Origin of the sequence: Chryseobacterium daecheongense, assembly GCF_003729955.1 — a bacterium.
Taxonomy (GTDB): Bacteria; Bacteroidota; Bacteroidia; order Flavobacteriales; family Weeksellaceae; genus Chryseobacterium; species Chryseobacterium daecheongense.
On record NZ_RJTX01000001.1, the window covers coordinates 354,550 to 374,194 of the forward strand.

General features: G+C 36.2%; 21 protein-coding genes. 10 read left to right on the forward strand and 11 right to left on the reverse strand.

The genetic code is table 11. The features are described 5' to 3' along the window. The first annotated feature begins 114 nt into the window (after positions 1-114). The 4 genes from EGI05_RS01530 (at position 115) to EGI05_RS01545 (ending at position 3,330) form a co-directional block, all read left to right on the forward strand. Entirely contained in the window at positions 115-1,092 is a 978-nt protein-coding gene (locus tag EGI05_RS01530) for an acyl-ACP desaturase (protein ID WP_123261312.1), read from the forward strand. Positions 1,093-1,179: 87 nt separating this feature from the next. Then, on the forward strand, positions 1,180-1,611 hold the full coding sequence (locus EGI05_RS01535) for a BT0820 family HAD-type phosphatase (RefSeq protein WP_123261313.1): 432 nt from the start codon (positions 1,180-1,182) through the stop codon (positions 1,609-1,611). Positions 1,612-1,753: 142 nt separating this feature from the next. Further along, positions 1,754-2,563 carry a type I methionyl aminopeptidase gene (gene map, locus EGI05_RS01540; protein WP_123261314.1) on the forward strand — a complete coding sequence of 270 codons (810 nt, stop codon included), beginning with the start codon at positions 1,754-1,756 and terminating at the stop codon, positions 2,561-2,563. Then, positions 2,563-3,330: a class I SAM-dependent methyltransferase gene (locus EGI05_RS01545; protein WP_123261315.1), complete on the forward strand. Its 768-nt coding sequence runs from the start codon at positions 2,563-2,565 to the stop codon at positions 3,328-3,330. Before map ends, EGI05_RS01545 begins: the two co-directional genes overlap by 1 nt. A gap of 59 nt (positions 3,331-3,389) precedes the next feature. On the opposite strand, the gene EGI05_RS01550 is transcribed toward EGI05_RS01545, so the two are convergent. The 4 genes from EGI05_RS01550 to EGI05_RS01565 all read right to left on the reverse strand — a co-directional run bounded on the left by EGI05_RS01550 (position 3,390) and on the right by EGI05_RS01565 (position 5,470). After that, on the reverse strand, positions 3,390-4,094 hold the full coding sequence (locus tag EGI05_RS01550; RefSeq protein WP_123261316.1) for a T9SS type A sorting domain-containing protein: 705 nt from the start codon (positions 4,092-4,094) through the stop codon (positions 3,390-3,392). 22 nt (positions 4,095-4,116) lie between these two features. Then, positions 4,117-4,446 carry a DMT family transporter gene (locus EGI05_RS01555; protein WP_123261317.1) on the reverse strand — a complete coding sequence of 110 codons (330 nt, stop codon included), beginning with the start codon at positions 4,444-4,446 and terminating at the stop codon, positions 4,117-4,119. Positions 4,447-4,574: 128 nt separating this feature from the next. Next, a complete protein-coding gene (locus EGI05_RS01560; protein WP_123261318.1) occupies positions 4,575-5,138 on the reverse strand; it encodes a Crp/Fnr family transcriptional regulator in 564 nt (187 codons plus the stop codon). Next, positions 5,138-5,470 carry a hypothetical protein gene (locus EGI05_RS01565; protein WP_123261319.1) on the reverse strand — a complete coding sequence of 111 codons (333 nt, stop codon included), beginning with the start codon at positions 5,468-5,470 and terminating at the stop codon, positions 5,138-5,140. The genes EGI05_RS01560 and EGI05_RS01565 overlap by 1 nt, the downstream gene beginning before the upstream one ends. Before the next feature lie 131 nt (positions 5,471-5,601). Here EGI05_RS01565 and era point away from each other — a divergent pair, with 131 nt between their 5' ends. Further along, positions 5,602-6,477 carry a GTPase Era gene (era, locus tag EGI05_RS01570; RefSeq protein ID WP_123261320.1) on the forward strand — a complete coding sequence of 292 codons (876 nt, stop codon included), beginning with the start codon at positions 5,602-5,604 and terminating at the stop codon, positions 6,475-6,477. Between the two features lie 68 nt (positions 6,478-6,545). Next, entirely contained in the window at positions 6,546-6,974 is a 429-nt protein-coding gene (locus EGI05_RS01575) for a DoxX family protein (RefSeq protein WP_123261321.1), read from the forward strand. A 64-nt stretch (positions 6,975-7,038) separates the two neighbouring features. On the opposite strand, the gene EGI05_RS17925 is transcribed toward EGI05_RS01575, so the two are convergent. Next, complete coding sequence (locus EGI05_RS17925; RefSeq protein WP_166668317.1) at positions 7,039-7,197, reverse strand: bacteriocin-like protein; 159 nt, start codon at positions 7,195-7,197, stop codon at positions 7,039-7,041. 120 nt (positions 7,198-7,317) lie between these two features. On the opposite strand from EGI05_RS17925, the gene EGI05_RS01580 reads away from it, so the two are divergent. The 4 genes from EGI05_RS01580 to EGI05_RS01595 all read left to right on the forward strand — a co-directional run bounded on the left by EGI05_RS01580 (position 7,318) and on the right by EGI05_RS01595 (position 11,457). Then, positions 7,318-9,720 carry an alpha/beta hydrolase family protein gene (locus tag EGI05_RS01580; protein WP_123262541.1) on the forward strand — a complete coding sequence of 801 codons (2,403 nt, stop codon included), beginning with the start codon at positions 7,318-7,320 and terminating at the stop codon, positions 9,718-9,720. 121 nt (positions 9,721-9,841) lie between these two features. Continuing rightward, entirely contained in the window at positions 9,842-10,603 is a 762-nt protein-coding gene (locus EGI05_RS01585) for an alpha/beta hydrolase family protein (RefSeq protein WP_134197386.1), read from the forward strand. Then, positions 10,594-11,013 carry a hypothetical protein gene (locus EGI05_RS01590; RefSeq protein ID WP_123261323.1) on the forward strand — a complete coding sequence of 140 codons (420 nt, stop codon included), beginning with the start codon at positions 10,594-10,596 and terminating at the stop codon, positions 11,011-11,013. The genes EGI05_RS01585 and EGI05_RS01590 overlap by 10 nt, the downstream gene beginning before the upstream one ends. A gap of 15 nt (positions 11,014-11,028) precedes the next feature. After that, positions 11,029-11,457: a hypothetical protein gene (locus EGI05_RS01595; RefSeq protein ID WP_123261324.1), complete on the forward strand. Its 429-nt coding sequence runs from the start codon at positions 11,029-11,031 to the stop codon at positions 11,455-11,457. Positions 11,458-11,474: 17 nt separating this feature from the next. Here EGI05_RS01595 and EGI05_RS01600 read toward each other — a convergent pair whose 3' ends face one another. The 6 genes from EGI05_RS01600 to EGI05_RS01625 all read right to left on the reverse strand — a co-directional run bounded on the left by EGI05_RS01600 (position 11,475) and on the right by EGI05_RS01625 (position 19,558). Then, positions 11,475-12,836 carry an MATE family efflux transporter gene (locus EGI05_RS01600; protein WP_123261325.1) on the reverse strand — a complete coding sequence of 454 codons (1,362 nt, stop codon included), beginning with the start codon at positions 12,834-12,836 and terminating at the stop codon, positions 11,475-11,477. 73 nt (positions 12,837-12,909) lie between these two features. After that, on the reverse strand, positions 12,910-14,094 hold the full coding sequence (locus EGI05_RS01605) for a sigma-54-dependent transcriptional regulator (RefSeq protein ID WP_123261326.1): 1,185 nt from the start codon (positions 14,092-14,094) through the stop codon (positions 12,910-12,912). A 57-nt stretch (positions 14,095-14,151) separates the two neighbouring features. Next, complete coding sequence (locus EGI05_RS01610; protein ID WP_123261327.1) at positions 14,152-14,811, reverse strand: YggS family pyridoxal phosphate-dependent enzyme; 660 nt, start codon at positions 14,809-14,811, stop codon at positions 14,152-14,154. A gap of 151 nt (positions 14,812-14,962) precedes the next feature. Then, entirely contained in the window at positions 14,963-15,829 is an 867-nt protein-coding gene (locus tag EGI05_RS01615; RefSeq protein WP_123261328.1) for a polysaccharide deacetylase family protein, read from the reverse strand. Between the two features lie 130 nt (positions 15,830-15,959). Continuing rightward, a complete protein-coding gene (locus EGI05_RS01620) occupies positions 15,960-16,688 on the reverse strand; it encodes a DUF72 domain-containing protein (protein ID WP_123261329.1) in 729 nt (242 codons plus the stop codon). Between the two features lie 5 nt (positions 16,689-16,693). Beyond that, positions 16,694-19,558, reverse strand: coding sequence for a heavy metal translocating P-type ATPase (locus tag EGI05_RS01625; protein ID WP_123261330.1), 2,865 nt, complete (start codon positions 19,556-19,558; stop codon positions 16,694-16,696). Positions 19,559-19,645 lie beyond the last annotated feature (87 nt).

Consider the following 19,645-nt stretch of genomic DNA (forward strand, 5'->3'; position numbering starts at 1 on the left):
ATGGCGTTATTATTTTAATATCGGTATTTTTTTCATGATTAAAGTCAGGCATATAACTTGCTATGCTTTAAATAATAAAAACCTATCTTTGTAAATTAAATCTAAATAGTAAAAATGTATCAAAATCTTGTTAGGAAAGAAGTAATGGGAATTCTAGAAAAGGAAGTAAGTTCTTTTCTGGAAAAATTTTTAACGCCGATTGAAAAAATCTGGCAGCCTTCCGACATGCTTCCTGATCCGTCAAGTGCTGATTTTAAATACGATTTAGAAGAAATCCAGACTTTTGCCCGCGAAATGCCTTATGATCTCTTCGTTACCCTGATCGGAGACTGTATTACGGAAGAAGCATTGCCTTCTTACGAATCATGGTTGATGGGAGTAGAAGGAATCAACCAGGAAGAAAAAGTAGGTTGGGCCAATTGGGTAAGAGCATGGACTGCTGAAGAAAACAGACACGGAGATTTGTTAAACAAATATCTTTATTTGTGTGGCAGAGTGAACATGAGAGAAGTTGAAATTACTACTCAATACCTGATCAACGATGGTTTCGACTTGGGAACAAGCATGGACCCATACAAAAACTTTGTTTATACTAGCTTCCAGGAAACTGCTACCAATATTTCTCACAGAAGAGTAGGTACTTTGGCTAAACAGTCAGGAAACGGAAAACTAGCAAAAATGTGTGGTGTGATTGCAGCAGATGAGGCAAGACACGCTAAGGCATACAAACATTTCGTGGCCAAAATTTTAGAAATCGATCCTTCTGAAATGATCATTGCTTTCGAAGATATGATGCGTAAAAAAATCGTGATGCCTGCGCACATGATGAGACAGTCCGGACAAAAAGTGGGCGAGCTTTGGGAGCACTTCTCAGATGCGGCTCAAAGATGTATGGTGTACACAGGACAGGATTACATCAATATTTTAAAAGATTTATTAGATGAATGGAAGATTGAGCATGTAAAAGGTCTTACGGAAAAAGCAGAAAAAGCTCAGGAATATCTAATGAAATTACCGGGAAGATTGCAGAAGATTACAGATAGGATCTCTACTCCGGATCAACAGTTTCAATTCAGCTGGGTGAAAAGTTAGTCCATATTGACATAAATTATAAAGTACGAGTGCCGATTGTTTTTGGCACTCTTTTTATTTATCTTTGCACAGCTAAAAATGAACAAAATGTTAAATAATAAAAAAATTGCTGTTGATTTTGATGGAACTATTGTAGATGATGCATATCCGGCAATTGGAAAGCCAAAAACTTTCGTATTTGAGACTTTGAAAAAACTGCAAGGGCAAGGATTCAGATTGATTCTTTGGACATATAGACATGGTAAGACCTTAGAAGAAGCTATAGAATTCTGCAGAAATCACGGGATTGAATTCTATGCGGTTAATTCAAGTTTTGAAGGTGAAGTTTTTGATTCAGAGACACAGTCAAGAAAAATAGATGCGGATTGGTTCATTGATGATAGGAATTTAGGTGGTTTTCCCGGCTGGGGAGAAATCTATAATATCATTAATGAAAGAATAGAATTCCGTGTAGAAGGGAAAGAAGTTTTAGCCTATTCCAAACTTAAAAAAGAAAAGAAAAAAGGATTATTCTGGTAGAATTAAGAAGTTAGAAGCCAGATATTAGAAATTAGTTTTTAATGTTGGCCGGATTTGACTCCTGTTACCAGATAAATTTTAGAATTGGGAGTTTAGGATTATACTAACTTCTAGCATCTAATATCTAACATCTTATTAAAAAATGATTCAGTTAAAAACAATAGAAGAGCTTCGTCTGATGAAGCAAAGTGCAAGATTGGTTTCCAAAACCTTAGGAATGTTAGCTAAGGAAATCAAACCTGGAATTACCACAGCATATTTAGATAAATTGGCCTATGATTTTATTAAGGATCATGGAGCTGAGCCTGCCTTTTTAGGATACGGAGGATTCCCATATTCTTTATGTATTTCTCCCAACGAGCAGGTAGTTCATGGATTTCCCAATAATGATATACTGAAAGAAGGAGATATTCTTTCCGTGGATTGCGGTGTTATTCTGAATGGTTTTGTTGGAGATCACGCCTATACTTTTGAAATAGGGGAAGTGAAGCCTGAAACTAAAAAATTATTGAAAGTTGCCAAAGAATCTCTTTACAAAGGGATCGAACAGTGCATCAGAGGAAAAAGAATAGGAGATATTTCACACGCTATACAGTCTTATTGTGAAAAAGAAGGATATGGAGTGGTAAGAGAACTGGTAGGACATGGTTTGGGAAGACAAATGCATGAAGATCCGCAGGTTCCTAACTATGGAAGACAGGGAAGCGGAAAAGTGATTAAAGATGGTTTAGCTATTGCTATTGAACCGATGATCAACATGGGAACAGAAAAAGTGAAATTCCATAATGACGGTTGGACGGTGACTACACTAGATAACCAGCCTTCTGCACATTTTGAGCATGATGTAGCCGTAATCAATGGAAAACCAGTATTGCTTTCTACTTATCAGTATATCTATGAAGCTTTGGGTATTGAAAGTGATGAGGAGAAGCGTTTCCAAATGGATTTTTAATGAAAAAAGTCACTAAGCTTTTATTAAATAAACTTCCACGCCCCATGCTTATTAAAATGAGTATCTGGGCGAGACCGCTTATCTATCAGTTATTTAAAGGAGACAAGTTCTATGACCCTATTGATGGAAAATCTTACAGGAAATTTCTTCCTTACGGATATGGTACCCAGAGAGAAAATGCGTTATCTCCGGGAACATTAAGCCTGGAAAGACATCGCCAGATGTGGCTGTATCTTCAAAACGAGACCGATTTTTTCATTAAAAACTATAAAGTATTACACATCGCTCCGGAACAGGAATTTTTAAGGAAATTCAAGAGAATGAGAAATCTGGACTATATTTCAGCGGATTTATTCTCCCCAATCGTAGATGTAAAAGCTGATATTCTGGATCTTCCTTTTGCTGATGAAAGTTTTGACATTGTTTTTTGCAATCACGTTCTTGAACATATTGAAGATGATGCCAAAGCTATGAGTGAACTGTACAGAGTAATGAAACCGGGAGGTTGGGGGATTTTCCAGGTACCTATGAAAAATTCACTGGAGAAAACCTATGAAGATTTCACCATTAAAGACCCTAAGGAACGTCAGAAACATTTCGGACAATACGATCATGTTCGCTGGTATGGAATGGATTATTTTGACCGTTTGAGAAAAGCAGGTTTTGAAACGGAACCTAACTTCTACTCTCAAAACTTTTCCCAGGAAGAAATCAAGAAATATGGATTAAGGCACAATGAAATTCTGCCTGTTGTATTCAAGAAATAAATAAAAGCGCCTTCAAAAAAGGCGCTTTTTTTATAATCAGTTTAAATATTTGTAATAAACTATTCTTTAATAAATTTCATAGGTTTTTGCCCTTTTATCATAAGAATATATTGTCCTTTTTCAAATTTCTCAGTAGTAACTTTCAGTTTTCTATCAGCTGTTTTTCCTTCATAGATCAGCTGGCCAAGCATATTGACGATCTGTACAGGAAGTCCATTCTCAAGTTTCTCGACAATTAAATTCTCCTTAATAGGATTTTGTAGAATTCTAAAATCGGTTGTGATGTTATTATCTTTTGTACTTAGATAAAAGCTGTTATAATAAACTTTATTGCCATTGGAATTGTCCGTTATGATTAGGGTTTTGCCAGAACCATTGGGAATAATTTCATAATTAAAAACATGGCCAACCGGCTGATTGACGAACATATCACAATGTTTCTGATCATATTCTTGTACAGCCTGCAGATTGCTCCCCCAGTAATCTGCCAATGTACATGCAGCACTGTTTTTTGTAAATGAATTATTAGTTGTTGAAAAAGTAATATTATTTATAGCAGTATTGAAATACCTTGAATTAAAAATATAATTACCAGAAATCAGATCAAATTTGGAGACTCCGGGAGGGGTATCCATTGTAGGAGAGGTGGTGGTAGTTCCACCCATTGTTATTTGAGAAATATACCAGCTGTTATTAAATAGGTCAGCTGTATTCTGTGCATATATCAAACCATGTATAAATAGAAATAATAAAGCTTTTTTCATGATTATATAGTTTAAGATTAGCTTAGTGTGAAGATACGGCTTTCAATCCAACCACAGACGCAATCAAAGTCGAAATAAAGAAAATTCTCCAGAAATTCACAGGATCTTTAAAGAAAAAAATCCCTACTAGTGCTGTTCCCACTGCGCCAATTCCCGTCCAGACCGCATAAGCTGTTCCAATAGGCAAAGTTTGAGTGGCTTTCATCAATAATAGCATGCTTATTGTTACGGTCACCAGGAAACCGGCATACCAGTAATACATTTCAGTTCCTGATGTTTCTTTGGCCTTTCCTAAACATGAAGCAAAAGCGACTTCAAATAATCCTGCAATAATTAATATGATCCAATTCATCTTTAATAATTTTCTATGCAAATTTCCCTATTTGAAAGGAAAAAACATTTTACAATTGTTAAAAAATGAATGTCATTCTGAACGAAGTGAAGAATCTCGTTCAAACTGTAAATTTCTAGTCACCAAAATTATCTTATTTCTGCGCGGATACGGCTTAAGCTTACTTGTGTAATTCCCAGATAAGAGGCAATATGTCCGAGCTGAACTCTTTTGAGAAGATCAGGCTTTTGATTCATAAGATCCGTATACCGTTCTAAAGCAGTTTTAAACTGTCTTGAAATGATCAGCTCTTCAGTTCTTACCAGTTCTCTTTCCGCAAATTTTCTTCCCCAATTGGCAATATGAATATCTTCATTAAAAAGTTTTCTCAAACTTTCCGTTTCCAGCCTGTACAAATCACAATCTTCAAGAAGTTCAATGCTTTCATATCCCGGCTGATCCTCAACATAGCTTTTCATGGAAACTATGGTTTCACCCTCACTTCCAAACCAGAAAGTAATATCATTGGCTTCAGTAGTTGCATAAGCCCGAACAATTCCTTTCCTGATAAAGTAAATATGAGGAACTACTTTATCTGCTTCCATAAGGCAGAAATATTTGGGGTGCGAGATTTCCGTAATGTGCTCCTTCAAGGCCTCTTTGGAAGCTTCGGGTAATAGATAGATGCGATCAAGAATCTGGTCTATATCCATTATTTACTTTTCGATGGTTTTATTTCAATCTTTTCTACTTCAGCTAATGCAGTTTGAGCATACTCTTTCCATAGATTTTGATATTCTGCGGGGATTTGAACCCAGCCGTTCATTTTTTTGCCTTCCGAAGGTTCAAAGATCGTGGAACCCTTCAGGTGTAAAGCTTCCTCCAAAGAGGGTCCGGAAAGCTTTATGGCTATATTTCCGTTTTTTAACAGCAAAAATGCTTTCCCATTGGATGCTTTCAGGCAAAGAGCTCCGAACATTTTTCCTTGTTGTGCTTCGGGAATTTCTGCTGCAAGTTCCGTGAAATGTTTTTCCGCTTCGGTCATGGATCAATTTTGTGGATAAAGATATTACTTTTTCATGTCAGCATTTACTTTTGTGAAGACAAAACCAAATTTAAAATTTTGTTTTTAGTAACTTTGCAATCCGGTTCAATATTGAGCCTAAAAAAGTAGATATGCACAAAGCAGGATTCGTAAATATAGTCGGAAAGCCAAATGCCGGAAAATCAACCTTATTAAACCAATTGATGGGGGAGAAGCTGGCTATTGTAACACAAAAAGCACAAACAACACGTCACAGGATCTTTGGGATTTACAATGAAGAAGATCTTCAGATCGTATTTTCAGATACTCCAGGAGTTTTAGATCCTAAATATGGATTGCAGGAGAAAATGATGGATTTTGTAAAGGATTCTTTACAGGATGCGGATGTGTTCCTTTTCATTGTAGACGTTACGGATAAAGCTGAACCTTCTGAGTTTTTAATTGATAAGCTGAACAAAATCCCGGTTCCGGTTTTATTGTTATTAAATAAAGTAGATCAAACCAACCAGGAAGGGCTGGAAAAACTAGTGGAAGAGTGGCATCAAAGAATTCCAAAAGCTGAAATTCTGCCTATTTCTGCTCTAAATGCATTTAATACGGAGATCATTTTACCTAAAATAAAATCCTTACTTCCGGAAAATCCACCTTACTACGATAAAGACCAGTTTACCGATAAGCCTGAAAGATTTTTCGTGAACGAAACTATCCGTGAAAAAATTCTTTTGAACTACGACAAAGAAATTCCATATTCTGTAGAAGTCGTTACGGAACAATTCAAAGAAAAAGAAGGAATTATTTTTATAGATTCCATCATTTATGTGGAAAGAGAAACCCAGAAAGGTATTTTGATTGGTCACAAAGGAGAAGCCATCAAAAAGGTGGGGACAGAATCCCGGTTGGATCTGGAGAAGTTTTTTGCTAAAAAAATCCATTTAAACTTATTCGTCAAAGTGAAAAAAGACTGGAGAAAAAATGATAGAGATCTGAAAAATTTCGGGTACAGATAGACTAAAATAGCCCTATTATTCGTTGTATTGTAAGATTTTTATTATCTTTAATCTAAATTTTCCATTGAATGAATTATTTGAACTCAAATTCCAGTACCATTTTTAAGGATATTGTTCTATTGATTGTGAGGGTTTTTATTGGTTTTGCCATGCTTTCTCACGGCTTTCCAAAGCTTCAGATGCTTTTAGAAGGCGGAAAAATTGAATTTTATGATTTTTTAGGAATGGGGGCTCAATTTTCTTTGATCCTTACTGTTTTTGCTGAATTTGTTTGTTCAATACTTCTTATTTTAGGACTGTTTACAAGAATAGCATTAGGCTTTCTGATCTTTACCATGGCCATTGCTGGTTTTTTTGTTCATGGGGCAGATCCTTTCGAGAAAAGAGAAATGAGCCTGATTTATCTGTCTGTTTATCTTCTTTTGATGGCTTTCGGAGCAGGGAAAATTTCTGTAGATTATATGATCGAGAAACGCAAAAGAGCTTCAGACTGGTAATTGAACCATATCAGAATAAAAATAAAAAGAGCATTTTTTAAATGCTCTTTTTTTAATTACTGAATTAAGGATTACAAGATAATGTAGACCAAATACAGGTCCATTTAATTTCGTCATCATCTGAAACAATTAGGCACGGCTTATATCCTGTAGGACATGTTGGAGCACCACCACCATTAATAGTTTTTAAATCTTTTTTTGATAGTTTTCTTAGATTTTTCATAAGATTTTTTGTTTTTTGCTCTACTAATATAAAGTTATTTTTTTATATGTCACATTGTGGTGGGTTTTTATTATAGGAGTTTATTTAAAATTTATTAATTTCGTGAAAAATGAAAATATAATGAGGTTAAAATTGACAATTTGTCTTCTGGCATTTCTTAATTTCTATGAAGCTCAGGAAAATATCACCTATCAAAAGCCTTCTGCGGAAATTCTGAAGCTTGCAGATTATGAAAGACCGCCAAGTGTATTAATTAATAATAAAAAGGACTGGATGGTATTTGCTTATCGCCCAACTTACAAAACCCTTGAAGATCTTAGTCAGCAGGAAATGAAGCTTGGGGGATTAAGAATCAATCCGGTAACGAATATTTCAAGTACAGCCACATATTCCAACAATCTTAAAGTAAGAAAGCTGAATGATAAGACCGAAGTTCAGGTAAAAGGATTACCGACAAATCCTAAAATTACCAATACTTCTTTCTCTCCGGATGAAAAGAAACTGGCTTTCACCAATACAACCAACAAAGGAGTAGAACTTTGGATCGTAGATCTGGAAACGGCGACTGCCAAAAAAATCACCAATGATAATCTGAATGCTAACCTGGGGAATCCTTATGTTTGGTATAAAGATTCTCAAGGTCTGTTGATAAGAACACTTCCGCAGAACAGGCCGGCTTTGATTGATTCCAGCAAAGATATGCCAGCAGGCCCGATTGTTTCCACTGCGGATGGAAAAGTATCGCAAAACAGAACATATCAGGATTTGCTTAAAAATCCACAGGATGAAAAAAACTTTGAAATCCTTACCTCTTCTGAGCTTTATAATGTAGATCTGAACGGAAATGTAAAGAAAGTGAAAGATCAGGATCTGTATGCGGGTCTGAGCTTTTCACCGGATGGCAATTACCTGATGGTAACCACTATTAAGAAGCCTTTTTCCTATATTGTTCCATTAAGCAGATTCCCAATGACTTCTACGGTGTATGATATGAAGGGAAATACCGTAAAAGTGGTGAATGAAGTTCCTTTGAACGAAATTATGCCAAAAGGATTTTCCTCTGTAAGAACAGGAAAAAGAGATATGGGATGGAGAAGCGATAAGCCAGCAACATTGGTCTATGCTGAAGCATTGGATGGGGGAGATCAGTATAAAAATGCGGAGTACAGGGATGAGATCTTCACTTGGGAAGCTCCATTCACTGTCGCACCAAAGTCTTTTTATAAAACAAAACAAAGATATTCCGGAACAAGCTGGACGAATGATCATTATGCGATCGTGAATGAAGGCTGGTATGATACCAGAAATACAAAATCGTTCTTAGTTGATCTTAATAACGGTGAATCCAAAATTATTGATGACAGAAATTACCAGGATGTGTATAGCGATCCGGGAAATTTCAATACCACGAAAAACGAATTCGGAAGAACTGTTGTAGACATGAAGAACGGAAAATCTTATCTTATCGGGGATGGGTTTACGAAAGACGGGCAGCATCCTTTCATCGATGAAATGGACATGAAAACCCTGAAAAAGAAGAGACTGTATACTTCCAATCTGAAGAATGCGAAAGAAGAGATTATAGATATCATTAATCCTTCCAAAGGAGAAGTTTTAACCATCCAGCAATCCGCAAGCCAGTATCCGAATTATTTCAAAAAGAATATTAAATCCAATAAAGCGGAAGCGGTTACTCAATTTGCCAATCCTTTTGAAAGCATCAAAGATGTTTATAAAGAAGTAATCACTTATAAAAGAAATGATGGAGTAACATTAACAGGAACACTATATCTTCCAGCAAATTACGACAGAAAGGCTAAAAAAGAAAAACTTCCTTTGCTGATCTGGGCTTATCCTACGGAATATAAAGATAAGAATACCGCAGGACAGAATACTCAGAATCCAAACGATTTCACTTTCCCGAATTACGGTTCTTTCGTGTATTGGGCAGCCAAAGGATATGCTGTTTTGGATGATGCGGCTTTCCCGATTATCGGAGAAGGTAAAACAGAACCTAATGATACTTTCATTCCGCAGTTGGTGGCCAACGCAGAAGCGGCGATCAATGCAGTGGATCAGCTAGGATATATTGATAAAACGAAAGTTGCAGTAGGAGGACATTCATATGGTGCTTTTATGACCGCTAATCTTTTAACTCATTCCAAGCTTTTTGCGTGCGGAATTGCGAGAAGTGGCGCATATAACAGAACGTTGACCCCATTTGGTTTCCAGAGCGAACAGAGAAACTATTGGGATGTTCCGGAAATCTATAACACGATGTCACCATTCATGAATGCTGATAAAATGAAAACACCATTGCTGTTGATTCATGGAGACGCGGATAACAACCCGGGAACATTCACCCTGCAAACAGAAAGATATTTCCAGGCGTTGAAAAACCTCGGGGCTCCTGTGAAAATGGTGCTTTTACCGAAAGAAGCCCATGGTTATCAGGCTAAAGAGAATATTTTCCACGTTTTATGGGAACAAGATCAGTTCTTGGAGAAATGTTTGAAGAAATAAATAAAAAACTCGCTCGAAAGAGCGAGTTTTTTATTGTAATACTTTTAGATATATAACACAAATGGGGTATTTTTTTGGTAAAAAAATAGTTGTAATTTTAATTAAACTAAAACCTTGAACCATGAAATCCCTCAAATCTATTGTATTACTATCACTGTTTGTAGTATTGTGCAGTTGTAGCTCTCGTAGAACATTAACTGAATGTGATCATCCTTCAGGATGGTGTAAGGAAATACGGGATATATCTGATAAATCCTGGAAATATGCCCAGCTTAGTAAAAATGTGTACAATAAACCTTTTCAATTCAATCTTGATCAATACTTTGAAAAAGTAGAAGATTTCGAAAATAAAGAAATGGATTTTTATGCTACGCTCTATAAAGATAAACTTACAGGAATGTATGTTTTTGTGTTTAGAGGAACAGATTCTCTCAAAGATTTCTCTACCGGAAACAATCCTGTCAACCAAAAGCAAAATAAGTATGGATTGGAAATCTTCGATCAATGCAGGAGTAAATATAATTTTAAAGAATGTGTTGTGACAGGGCATTCTTTAGGCGGTGGAATTGCTACTCATATTTCTTTGAACAGGGAAGCTGCAACAGCTTATACATTTAATAGAAGTCCGGTATTCCGAAATAAGAAAAATATTAAAAATAATAGATATACAATCGTAGAGAATGGAGAAATATTGAAAGCGGCCAGACTTTTTGGTAGAGAACCTAATCAGTTATATACATCCATTGGTTGTTCAAAGGGAAACCCGATTAAACAGCATGATATGAAGAATCTCGCCGAATGTTTGACTAAGATTGCAGCTTTTGAGAATAGCGAAGCAAAAGAATCATTAACTTTGAATCATATCTCAACTGAATGGAAATAAAATCTAAGGTGATATTATTTTTTGTGTTTTTAATTTATATACCTTTTTACTCTCAAACAAAGGAAATTGATACTGGTGAAATAATTTCTTCAAGAGATATGCATATTTCTTTAGTAAGATTAATTGCAACTCCGGAGAAATATCATAACAAAATAATAGAGGTTGTTGGATATTTAAATTTGGAATTTGAAGGAGATGCAATTTATTTGCATCAGGAAGATTACGAAAAAGCAATTTTAAAAAATGCCTTTTGGGTTGAATTTTCAAATGATATTAATAAAAAAGGATTAATGAAATACAATAAGAAATACGTTATTATCAGAGGCAGGTTTAATATGAATGAAAATGGCCATATGGGACTGTTTGGTGGGGAAATTCAAAATATTACAAGATTAGATTCTTGGCACTAAATCAATTTAATAAATATGCCGATAGTTCGTTGCTCTGCACAAAAAAACAAAACAATAGAAGAATTTTATAGAGAGTTTATTCCCAAACCTGGCGATAGATTTGGTGATGGAGGGACTCCAATGTTAAAAGTCTTAGAAATCTTGAATAGAATATTTAAAGAAACTGATATTTATGGTCTGACTTCGCACACTACATTACTTTTGCTGAGTAAAGATGATAATGAGCTGGAATGGTTTGTTGCTATAAATGGTTTTGAAAATAGATTTTGCATCGAATATATAATTCCTAAAAAAGATAGTCCTTGGGAAAATGCAACTATTAAAGGGCAAACTACATCATTGGATCTTTTTGAAGAAATGATCATTATTTCAATGTATAAATCAGAAGGATGGATTGACAATATTGAATTGAAAAAGATGTATGACAAAAAAAAAGCGATCTAAGAGACCGCTTTTTTATTTTATCCATTCTGCTTAATTCTCTTTGCAGACATATTCAAAAATCGTTTTACGAGAAATACCGCGGAAACCGTTAATCCCAATCCTAAAGCGATCCACATTCCGAAAGCTCCCATTTTTAAGGTCACACAAAGGAAATACCCTAAGGGAATCGTAATGATCCAATATGCAATGAAGGTATAAATAGAAGGGATCTTAACGTCCTGTAAACCTCTCAATGTTCCCAAGGCAGTTACCTGAATTCCATCTGATAATTGGAACAGGGCAGCAATGATCAATAATTTTGAAGCTAAAGTAATTACTTCCACTTCTTCCTTCTTGGTAAAGAACGTAGGAAGGAAGTTTCTGCCCAGAATAAATATAATTCCACAGATCGTCATGAAAACAAAAGCGATTTTAAGGTTATTGATACCCACTTTTCTCAATTCAACGAAATTGCCTTCACCCAGCTTTCTTCCGATCATTACCGTAGAAGCCACACTGAATCCGATACACAGGTTAAATGTAAAGGAAGCCATACTCAACGCGATCTGGTGAGATGCAATGTCATGAGCGGAGATCAATCCGCAGATAAAAGCAGCAGCAGCAAAAGCTGTTACCTCAAAGAACATCTGTAATGCGGTAGGAAAACCTAATTTCAGCATTTTACTGAACATTTCTTTAGAAAATACCTGAACTTTCAGAGAGAAATCTTTAATATACTGTTTGGTTTTTTTCTCATATAAAAGAACGAAGTAAAGGAAGACCACCATGAAAATTCTGGCAATTAAGCTCGCTAATGCTGAACCTTTCACACCCATTGGAGGAATCCCGAAAAGCCCCTTAATAAACACATAATTCAGTATAATATTGATCACATTCGCAATGATGGTAGCTTTGGTAACCCCGATTGTATATGATAATCCTTCCGAAACTTCACGCAGTGTCTGGAAAGCCATGAAAGGAACAATACTGATCGCCATAATGCCTAAGAAATTGGCCGTATCGGGAATAATCTTTGCCGGCTGTCCGGAATGATAGAGTAGCGGCATTCCTAAAAATAAGATTCCCATCAGGATAATTCCCACAGACATATTAATAATAAATCCGTGGCTGAATACAGAATTGATTGTTTTATGATCCCCTTTGGAATGTGCTTCCGATACCAATGGCGGAATGGCAAAAGAAAATCCCAATGCCAATACAAACATCGAGAAAAATACGGCATTTCCCAAAGATACCGAAGCAAGAGCATCTGCACCCAATAATTTTCCTACAATAATATTGTCAAATAAGTTGACTGAAACCTGTCCTACCTGTGTAAGCATCACGGGAAGAGCCAGTTTCAGGCATTCATTCGTATAGTTTTTATTTAAAAAGTTCATAATACTTCAAAAAAAAAAATTTGCAGCTTTACATACTGCAAATTTTTTGTAATATATTTTAATTAATAATTAATTATTTTCTCACAAAACTTGCAACATCTTCTTCAGAAACAGTATTTCCTCCAAGGATAATTAACCTTTCCACCACGTTTCTCAGCTCTCTGATATTCCCTGTCCATGAAAGGGCTTTTAATGCTTCAATAGCCTTATCGTCAAACTTTTTCACAGCTGTACCGTGTTCTTCGGCAATGATTCCGGAAAAATGTTCTACCAGCAGTTGAATATCTTCTTTTCTGTCATCCAAAGGCGGAACATAGATCTCAATAACAGAAAGTCTGTGATATAAATCCTCTCTGAATCTTCCAGCCTCAATTTCAACCTGCATATTCTTGTTGGTAGCTGCAAGAACTCTTACATCCACCTTGATCTCCTTATCGCTTCCTACAGGGGAAACTTTACTTTCCTGCAATGCTCTCAACACTTTTGCCTGAGCTATAAGGCTCATATCTCCGATCTCATCAAGGAAAATAGTACCTCCGGTTGCCTGTTCAAATTTTCCTTGCTTATCCTTGATGGCTCCTGTAAAAGATCCTTTCACATGTCCAAAAAGTTCAGATTCTATTAATTCTGAAGGAATGGCAGCACAGTTTACCTCCACCATAGGTCCTTTTGATCTGTCACTTTGGCTGTGGATAGCATGAGCCACCAATTCTTTTCCGGCACCATTAGGTCCTGTGATCAGAACTCTGGCATCTGAAGCCGCTACCTTCTCGATCATATCCTGAATCTTTTTCAAGGCAGGAGACTCACCGATCATCTGGTATTTTTTGTTGACCTTCTTTTTCAGGGTTTTATTTTCTGTCTGAAGGTTTTTATTTTCTTTCTTCAGGCTTTCTTTAGCCAATGCGTTCTTTACGCTTGTGATCAGCCTGTTGATATCAATAGGTTTGGAGATAAAATCATAAGCACCTTCCTTTAAGCAGGAAACAGCAGAATCGATATCGGCATGCCCTGAAATCATAATGAAAGTGGTCTCAGGTTTCAGTGCTAAGCTTTGTTTTAAAAGCTCAGTTCCTGAAAGTTTGGGCATTTTTATATCAGAGATCACCAGGGCGAAATCCTCTTTTTCAATGTGTTTGTAGCCTTCAAGTCCGTCTTCGGCCACAATGAATTCGTAATTGGTAAGTTCATCTGAAAGAATACTGTGTAGTACCCCGGAGATTGCTTTTTCGTCTTCTACTATAAGGATTTTTTGCATAGTCGCAAATTTAGAAATTTTTGATTGAATTATTAGCAAAAACTATACCTAAATGTATTATTTTGAATAGTCCCGTCTTCCGAAAATTGCTGATCCTACGCGTACAGAATTGGCTCCGCATTCTATGGCGACAGGGAAGTCATCACTCATTCCCATTGATAAAGTTTCCAGTTTTTTTATTGAATTCAGATCATCGAAAACTTTTTTAAGAACAGAAAATTCCTTTCTGATCTGATCTTCATTTTCTGTGAATGTCGCCATTCCCATTAATCCGGTGATTTCAAGATGAGGAAACTTTCCGGTAAGGTATTGTTGAAAAAGATCTTTAGCTTCTGTAATTTCCAAACCGAATTTGCTTTCCTCTTCCGCAATCTTTACCTGTAACAGGACTTTGATAGTTCGGTTATGCTTTCCCGCTTCTTTGCTGATTTCTTTAAGAAGTTTTTCGGAATCCACACTTTGAATGGTATCTACAAATCCTGCAATATATTTTACTTTATTCGTTTGCAGATGCCCAATCAGGTGCCACCGGATATCTTTAGGCAGAAGAGGGTATTTCTCCACCAGTTCCTGTACTTTATTTTCTCCGAATACTCTTTGTCCCAGATCATAAACTTCCTGGATGGCTGCTACTGGATGGGTTTTTGATACCGCAACCAACTGAATATGATCGGGAAGCTGGCTTTTTATCGTATGGTAGTTTTCTTTAAGGCTCATAAATGCAAATTTCTGAATTTTAAAAGCAAAAAACTAATAGATTAATAAATTTTTAAGTAGTGATTTTTTTTGGTCATTCTGAACGAAGTGAAGAATCCCATAATTGAGATTCTTCATTTTGCTTCACATTATTTGGAATGACAAACGCTCATCAATTTAATATTTCATTGATCTTAGGATATTGGGAGATCTTTCTGAATACAAATTTGTTGCTTTTCTGAAGCTTTTCAATAAACAGATCCAATTCGTTGATGGAGTCTACATCGGTTAAATATTGGTCATGGGTAAGGAAAACCAGGTGTCTCGATGTTTTTTCCAGGTCATTAAAGAAGATACTATCAACTTTTTTCAGCATAGCTTCATGATTTCCTTTTAAATTCATAGCTTTTGTAGGTTTCCATTCCAGATCCCAGCCGACAACTTTATAGCCGGCTTTTTTCATGCTATTGGCTGCTTGTGCAGAGCTTTTAATATCGGTTACCGTAATATTATTAAGCCTCCAGATATTTCTTCCTGGAGTTCTTGCAATTTGATCATGCAATTTCAGGCTGTCCTTTGCCATATCAAAATCATGAACAACAGCATCAGCATTTTTATAAAAATCAGTGTATTTGTTATGAGCATGGGTAAAACTGTGGTTGGCCAGTTCAATTAAAGGATCTTTTCTTAGTTGCTCTAAATCATCTTTCTGCTTTTTGCTTCCATATGCATGTTTGCCTACAACGAAAGCTGTAGCGCATACATTTCTTTTACGAAGAATTTTTAGGAGATTTTGGGTTCCCTGATTGGGGCCGTCATCAAAAGTCAGATAAATGACTCTTTTGTCTGATGGTACATTTTCATCATCAATGACGGGAATTGTTTTTGCGACGGGATCTTCATGGGAAATCATCCTTTCAGATGTTTTCTGTTCTTTTTTCTGATTACAGCCGTTGAATAGAATTGAAGTTGCACTCACCAATGCAAGCATCCCAAGAAAAGTCATTTGCTTTGACTTCTCCGCAAAATTTTTTTTCATAAAAGTAAAAAGGAATTTAAATTGTTAAAAATTGTTAATTTTTCCAAAATATTCTTAACAAAGGATGTGCCAATTTCAATTGAAATTGTACTTTTTAAGGTAATTTTAATCTGTTTTTTAAAGAATAAGGTTATTCTAATATTTTCTTTAAATACAGGGAATTATGTATGGCTGCACTTCCCCAGGTATTATTGAAAAAGATAAATGTTTTCTTTTGCAGGTTTTTGATTTTTTCTGCCAGATCATTGAGAAATTCTTTTGAGTATTCCGACTTATAGAGAATGGGTTTTCCATGAAGCCTGTAATATAATATTTCGGGATGGGTGACAATTACATCTTCGGGAAGATTTCCGGGAAAGCTTACTCCTGAAAACACTATGTTTTTATCTTTTAAAGCATTGAAAACTTCTTCTTTCCACCAGGATTCGTGTCGGAATTCGATAACATTCAGGAAATTAAAATCAAGGTTATTCATAATAAGATCATTGTTTTCCTGGCTGTTTTTAAAAGAAGGCGGAAATTGGTACAGAAATCCCGCGAGCTTTTCTTTTAAATTTTGCTGAATATGATCACAAAATCCATAAATCTCTTCTTTGCTTTCTTTAAGCCTATTGATGTGAGTAACTGTTTTGGGAATTTTAATAAAAAACATAAAATCATCCGGAGTCTCATCATACCACTTCAAAAGGGTTTTTGCAGTTGGATTTCTGTAAAAAGTGGAGTTGATCTCCACAGTATTGAATTGTTGGGAATATAAGGTAAGGAAGTCTTTACTCTTAGTGTCTTGTGGATAAAAAAATCCTTTCCAATCGTTATTGTAAAAACCTGAACACCCAATGTAAAGACTTCCTTTTTTCATGATACTTATTTTATATCCAGATCCACCGAATTAAGCCTCAGTGAGTTTAAGATCACGGATAAAGAGCTGAAGCTCATCGCTGCGGCTGCAATCATCGGTGACAGGAGGATTCCAAAAAATGGATACAATAATCCTGCCGCAATAGGAACACCTAAAACATTATAGATAAAGGCGAAGAAAAGGTTTTCTTTGATATTTCTTAATAGTTTTTCGCTTAATAATTTAGCTTTTGCCACTCCTAAGATATCTCCTTTTAATAAGGTTATTTCTGCGCTTTCGATGGCAACATCAGTTCCGGTTCCCATTGCTATTCCGATATCGGATTGTGCCAAAGCAGGAGAGTCGTTGATTCCATCGCCTGTCATGGCCACTATTTTTCCTTGCTGTTGCAGTTTTTTAACTTCATTAAGTTTGTCTTCCGGAAGACAATTAGCCTTGAAATGTTTAATTCCCAGCTCTTCTGCAACGGCTTTTGCCGTATGTTCGTTATCCCCGGTCATCATCATTACATCAATGCCTTCTTTCATTAAATGCTCCACAGCTTTTTTGGAACTTTCTTTAATTTTATCTGTGAAGCTGATGAATCCCAAAACAGTATTTTCCTGAGCTACATAAGAAATGGTATGTGCTTTTGACTGAACTTCCACTGCCTTTTGTTTTAAATTTTCAGGAATGGTGATGTTATGGGAAATCAGCAAACTTTCATTTCCCAAATAGGTTGTTTTCCCCTGAATATTTCCTTTAACTCCTTTTCCGGAAATGTTTTCAAATTGATCCACCTTTTCAGAAGTGACATTTTTTTCTTTTGCCTTTTTAATAATGGCATTTGATAAAGGATGTTCTGAATTCTGGTTTAATGAATAGGCCAGTTTTAAAATTTGAACACCATTTTCAGAATTTGTAGTTTCAATATGCTCCACAGACGGCTTGCCTTCTGTTAAAGTGCCTGTTTTATCAGTGATCAGGACATTCACTTTATTCATTTGCTCAAGAGCTTCCGCATTTTTGATCAGGATACCGTTTTTGGCTCCTTTTCCAATTCCTACCATTAAAGACATCGGTGTTGCCAAACCTAGAGCACACGGACAGGCTACAATTAATACGGCAACAGCATTTACGAAAGCAAATAAGCTTCTTTTACCTTCCGGTCCAAAAAATTGCCATGAAAGGAATGTGAGTATGGCAATAATAATCACAACCGGAACGAATACTTTAGATACCTTATCCGTTAATTTCTGAATAGGTGCTTTGCTTCGGCTGGCTTCATTCACCATTTTGATGATCTGGGAAAGTAAGGTTTCATCACCTACCTTTTCTGCTTTCATGATGAAAACCTGATTACCATTGATAGTTCCGGAGGAAACTTTATCATTAATGCTTTTTTCTACAGGAATAGGTTCTCCTGTGATCATGCTTTCATCAATAATAGCATTCCCTTCAGTAATTTTTCCATCCACCGGAATTTTTTCGCCGGGTTTCACTTTTAAAAGATCTCCGATTTTTACTTCGGAAAGCAAGACTCTCTTTTCTTCGCCGTTGATGATGAGATTGGCTTCATCGGGGGAAAGATTCATCAGCTCTCTGATGGCATTTCCTGTTTTCTTATGAGCAGCAGCTTCCATTAATTGTCCTAAAATAACAAGCGTTAAGATCACACAGACCGCCTCAAAATATAATGGAATTTTGTGGTTGTGCCCTCTGATTTCATGCGGAATGATATCAGGAAAAGCTAAAGCGACTATACTAAAGAGAAATGCTGCGGCAACTCCCAGCGCAATAAGGCTGAACATATTCAGATTCCACGTCTTGAAGGAAACCCAGCCTCTTTTCATCAGGAACCAGCCTGCATAGAATAAAACGGGAAGTGTAAGAACAAGTTCGATGATTCCCTGAACCTGATGAGAAAAAGGAAGGTTAATCAGCATTCCACCCATGGAAAGAATAAAAACCGGAATGGTAAAAACCAACGCAATGATGAATTTTCTTTTCAGAATGGTGTAGGTTTCATCTTCCTCATCCTCTCCGGAATCGGGCATTCTTACTAAGTCCATTCCACATATCGGGCAACTTCCGGGCTCATCACGGATGATTTCCGGGTGCATCGGACATGTGTATTTTGCTGTTTTCTTTTCGGGATATTTTACGAGATCCATTCCACAGACAGGACACCCAACATTACTATCATAGGTTTTATCGCCCTCACAATACATCGGGCAATAATACCTTCCCGCCATATCGTCAGTCACTTTTGGAGTTTCATGTTGATGGTGATCATGGGAATGATTGTGCGTATGACCGTGATGTGTATGATGTGCAGTGTCTTTTTTGATTACATCTTCAGTGATTTTTTCCAGGTGCATGTGGCAAACTGGGCAATCGCCTTTTTCGTCATATACTTTATCTCCTTCACAAAACATCGGACAGTAATATTTTCCGATATTATCTTTGAAGTTCTCTGGTAAGTTAGCAGAAGAATAAACTGGTTTATGATGCGGATCTTTTGCATGTTTCTCTTCAATAGGAACCAGATACATATTGCAAACTGGACATCTTTCTCCTTGTTTGAAGTACACTTTATCTCCTTCACATTCCATTGGGCAGTAATAAACGGAAGACGGCGAAACACGATCTTGTGGTTTAATGAATGTTTTTTCAGGCTTTCTGTTGGGGTTTTCCAATTGATATTTACCAATTTCCTCTAAAGCTTTATTCAAAACACCCAGCTCAATTTCGTGATCAGAAGTAATGGTTGCCGTATTGTTTTCTAGATTGACATCTGCTTTTACTCCTTCGATGCTATTAAGCTTTTCAGAGATTTTTTTCTGACAGCCGGAGCAAGTCATTCCAAGTATATTATATTGTCGTTCCATGATCTTTTTAATTTATATTACAAAGTTCTGGATTGAAGATGGAAACTTGTTATAAATTTAAGGATAATAGTTATAGAATTAGTGAAT